Raw genomic sequence first — 2,954 nt, forward strand, 5'->3', positions numbered from 1 at the left:
AGCCGGATCCCTGCCGCCTCAGCTCCAGCTAGGGTGTCGGCTGGATTGACCAGATGTGGGATCCCCATCTGGATCCTTCCGTCTGCTTGCCATAGTAGGATCAGCACCTGCGTACCCTACCTTGCACGGACCGCTGGTCTTTAGCGGCCGAGATTTTTCTAACCTCAAACGCCCCTCATGCCGCCCATCACCAAGATCCTGATTGCCAACCGAGGCGAGATTGCCCTGCGCATCATCCGCACCTGTCAGGAAATGGGGATCCGCACCGTGGCCGTCTACTCCACTGCGGATCAGAACTCGCTGCATGTCCAACTGGCGGACGAGGCCGTCTGTGTAGGGGATGCCCCGGTGGCCAAAAGCTACCTCAACATTCCCAACATCATCTCGGCAGCCCTTACCCGCGGCGCCAATGCTATTCATCCGGGCTACGGGTTCTTGGCGGAGAATGCCAAGTTTGCCGAGATGTGTGCCGACCACAACTTGATCTTCATCGGCCCCTCGCCAGAGGCGATGCGCAAAATGGCCGACAAAGCCACGGCCCGCGAGACTATGCAAGCGGTGGGCGTGCCGACCGTGCCCGGCAGCCGCGGCTTGATCACCTCTGATGAAGAAGCAGTGAAGCTGGCGGAGAAAATCGGTTACCCCGTGATCATCAAAGCCACTGCCGGCGGCGGGGGGCGGGGCATGCGGGTGGCCAGAGATGCCCAAGAATTGCTGAAGATGATGCGCACCGCCCAGGGGGAAGCCCAGGCGGCCTTTGGCAATGGCGGGATCTACCTGGAGAAGTTTATCGAGCGCCCCCGCCATGTGGAGTTTCAGATCTTGGCCGACAGCCACGGCAATGTGGTGCACCTGTACGAGCGGGATTGCTCAATTCAGCGGCGGCACCAAAAGCTGCTGGAAGAGGCCCCCAGCCCGGCTTTGACCACGAGCTTGCGCGCCCGCATGGGAGCAGCAGCGGTGAAGGCAGCCAAGGCGGTGAACTACGTGGGGGCGGGCACGGTGGAGTTTTTGCTGGATAAAAACGGCCAGTTCTACTTCATCGAGATGAACACCCGCATCCAGGTGGAGCATCCGGTTACCGAGATGGTGACGGGGCTGGATTTGATTGCCGAGCAAATTCGCATCGCCCAAGGTCAACCTCTGACCTTTCGCCAGAAGGATGTGGAACTGCGGGGCCATGCCATCGAGTGCCGCATCAACGCCGAGGATCCCAAGCAGCAGTTTCGCCCTTGCGCGGGCACCATCAGCGCCTATTTGCCCCCTGGGGGGCCGGGGGTGCGCATGGACTCCCACATTTACACCGACTACACCATTCCCCCCTACTACGATTCGCTGCTGGGCAAGCTGATCGTCTGGGGGCCCAACCGGGCGGCAGCTATCCGCCGCATGCAGCGGGCACTGGGGGAATGCGCCATCACCGGCGTGCCCACCACGATCCCTTTCCACCAGCAGATCCTGCGCCACGAGGCTTTTTTACGGGGCGAGGTGTACACGGATTTCATCACCCAACACCTGCTGCCCAGCCAGTAGCAATCCAATCAGAAGTCGTTTGGGATCCCGCTTTGAACTGTGGCTTGCCGGAAGTTAAAGTTAAGGGTGAGTTGAGGGTTGCTGGTTTTGCAGATGAGGGATCCCTGGCCCGACTCGGTTCAACAGGCGCATCTCCAGCGTCAGTCGAGCTGCCCTGTGCCCAGCCTCAGCCAGTTGGTGCTGCAATTTTTGCAGGAGCGGGATCTGGCCCCAACCAGCCGCCGCACCTACCGCATTGCTCTGGAGTAGTTTGCCAAAACTTGCCCGGTGCCGCTGGGACAGGTGCAGCCGTCCCACGTTCAGTCTTTTTTAAACAGCTTGAGGGGGCGTCCGTTGCGCAACCGTTCGGGCCAGTGGATCCATCCGCCTGCCTCTCCCGCTACCTACAACCTGAAGCGGCTGGCGCTGCAACAATTTTTTGAATGGGCCAGCCGGCGAGGCTACTTTCCGGATCCCTTGCCCACCCAGGCCATTCGACCTGCCCGCCTGCCCGCTCGTCTGCCTCGCGACCTGGATCGGCTGTTGTTGCAGCGGGTTCTGCAGCGGGCCCAGAGCCATTCTCTGCGCTACGCAGCCTTGATCCGCCTGCTGCTGGAGTGCGGCCTACGGGCGCGGGAGCTGTTGGACTTGACGGTGCAGGATTTTCGGATCAGCCCTGAGGGATCCCTGTTGGAGGTGCGCTGTGGCAAGGGAAGTAAACCCCGCGCTGTGGCGGTCGGGGATCCCCTCTCCGAGCTGCTGCAACAATATCTAAGCCAAGAACGGGGCCCGTGCGCGCCGACGGATCCCTTGTTTGTCTCCCAATCCCGCTGCCCGGCCTACCGGGGTCGTCCCCTCACCTACGATGGCCTACGTCATATTGCGCTTAAGCTCACCGAGCCTGAGCCGGGCCACCAAACCCCCCACCAGTTTCGCCACAGCTTTGCCACTCTGCTGCTGGATCGCGGCGTTGCCCCTGAGCCTATCCAGCACTTGCTGGGCCATACGACTGCTGCCATGACGATGCGCTACACCCAGCGGGCCAACTTGAGAGCAGCTATTGCCCGTTCCCGCGCGATCTTGGATCAGGGCTTGATCTAGGGATCCCTTGTTGTGCCCTGGCCCCTATTTTGTTTGTAGTAGGGAAGGGAATGCTTGCAAGGGGTGACCGAGCTGCCCACCGGCTTTTTGGAGGGTGCTCCGGAGCTGGCAGTTGAAGTACTATCTGCCAGCAACACCGTAGAAGAAATCGGGGGGAAGATTGCCGAGTACTTCGAGAACGGTGCCCCCCTGGTCTGGGCCGTTAGCCCAACTCAGCGCTGTTTGACGCCCCCACCGTCTACAGGCGGGGGATTCTTAACGTAAGGTGCGGAATTCCCCACCGTCCATACGGTGGGGATGGATAGCACTCTCTGACTGATTCTGGATGTATTGCTTCACAA

Annotated in this window: 4 protein-coding genes; all 4 read left to right on the top strand. The window is 60.9% G+C overall.

All coding sequences use genetic code 11. From position 1 onward, the window contains the following. Window positions 1-177 precede the first annotated feature (177 nt). The 4 genes from accC (at window position 178) to NW852_RS00040 (ending at window position 2,877) form a co-directional block, all read left to right on the top strand. On the top strand, window positions 178-1,533 hold the full coding sequence (gene accC, locus NW852_RS00025) for an acetyl-CoA carboxylase biotin carboxylase subunit (RefSeq protein WP_414366862.1): 1,356 nt from the start codon (window positions 178-180) through the stop codon (window positions 1,531-1,533). A 93-nt stretch (window positions 1,534-1,626) separates the two neighbouring features. After that, window positions 1,627-1,782: a hypothetical protein gene (locus NW852_RS00030; protein WP_414366868.1), complete on the top strand. Its 156-nt coding sequence runs from the start codon at window positions 1,627-1,629 to the stop codon at window positions 1,780-1,782. A gap of 84 nt (window positions 1,783-1,866) precedes the next feature. Continuing rightward, complete coding sequence (locus NW852_RS00035; protein ID WP_414426364.1) at window positions 1,867-2,613, top strand: tyrosine-type recombinase/integrase; 747 nt, start codon at window positions 1,867-1,869, stop codon at window positions 2,611-2,613. 63 nt (window positions 2,614-2,676) lie between these two features. After that, complete coding sequence (locus NW852_RS00040) at window positions 2,677-2,877, top strand: Uma2 family endonuclease (protein WP_414366871.1); 201 nt, start codon at window positions 2,677-2,679, stop codon at window positions 2,875-2,877. Window positions 2,878-2,954 lie beyond the last annotated feature (77 nt).

The sequence above is a fragment of the Synechococcus sp. H60.1 genome (assembly GCF_047462335.1).
In the GTDB taxonomy this organism is placed as follows: domain Bacteria; phylum Cyanobacteriota; class Cyanobacteriia; order Thermostichales; family Thermostichaceae; genus Thermostichus.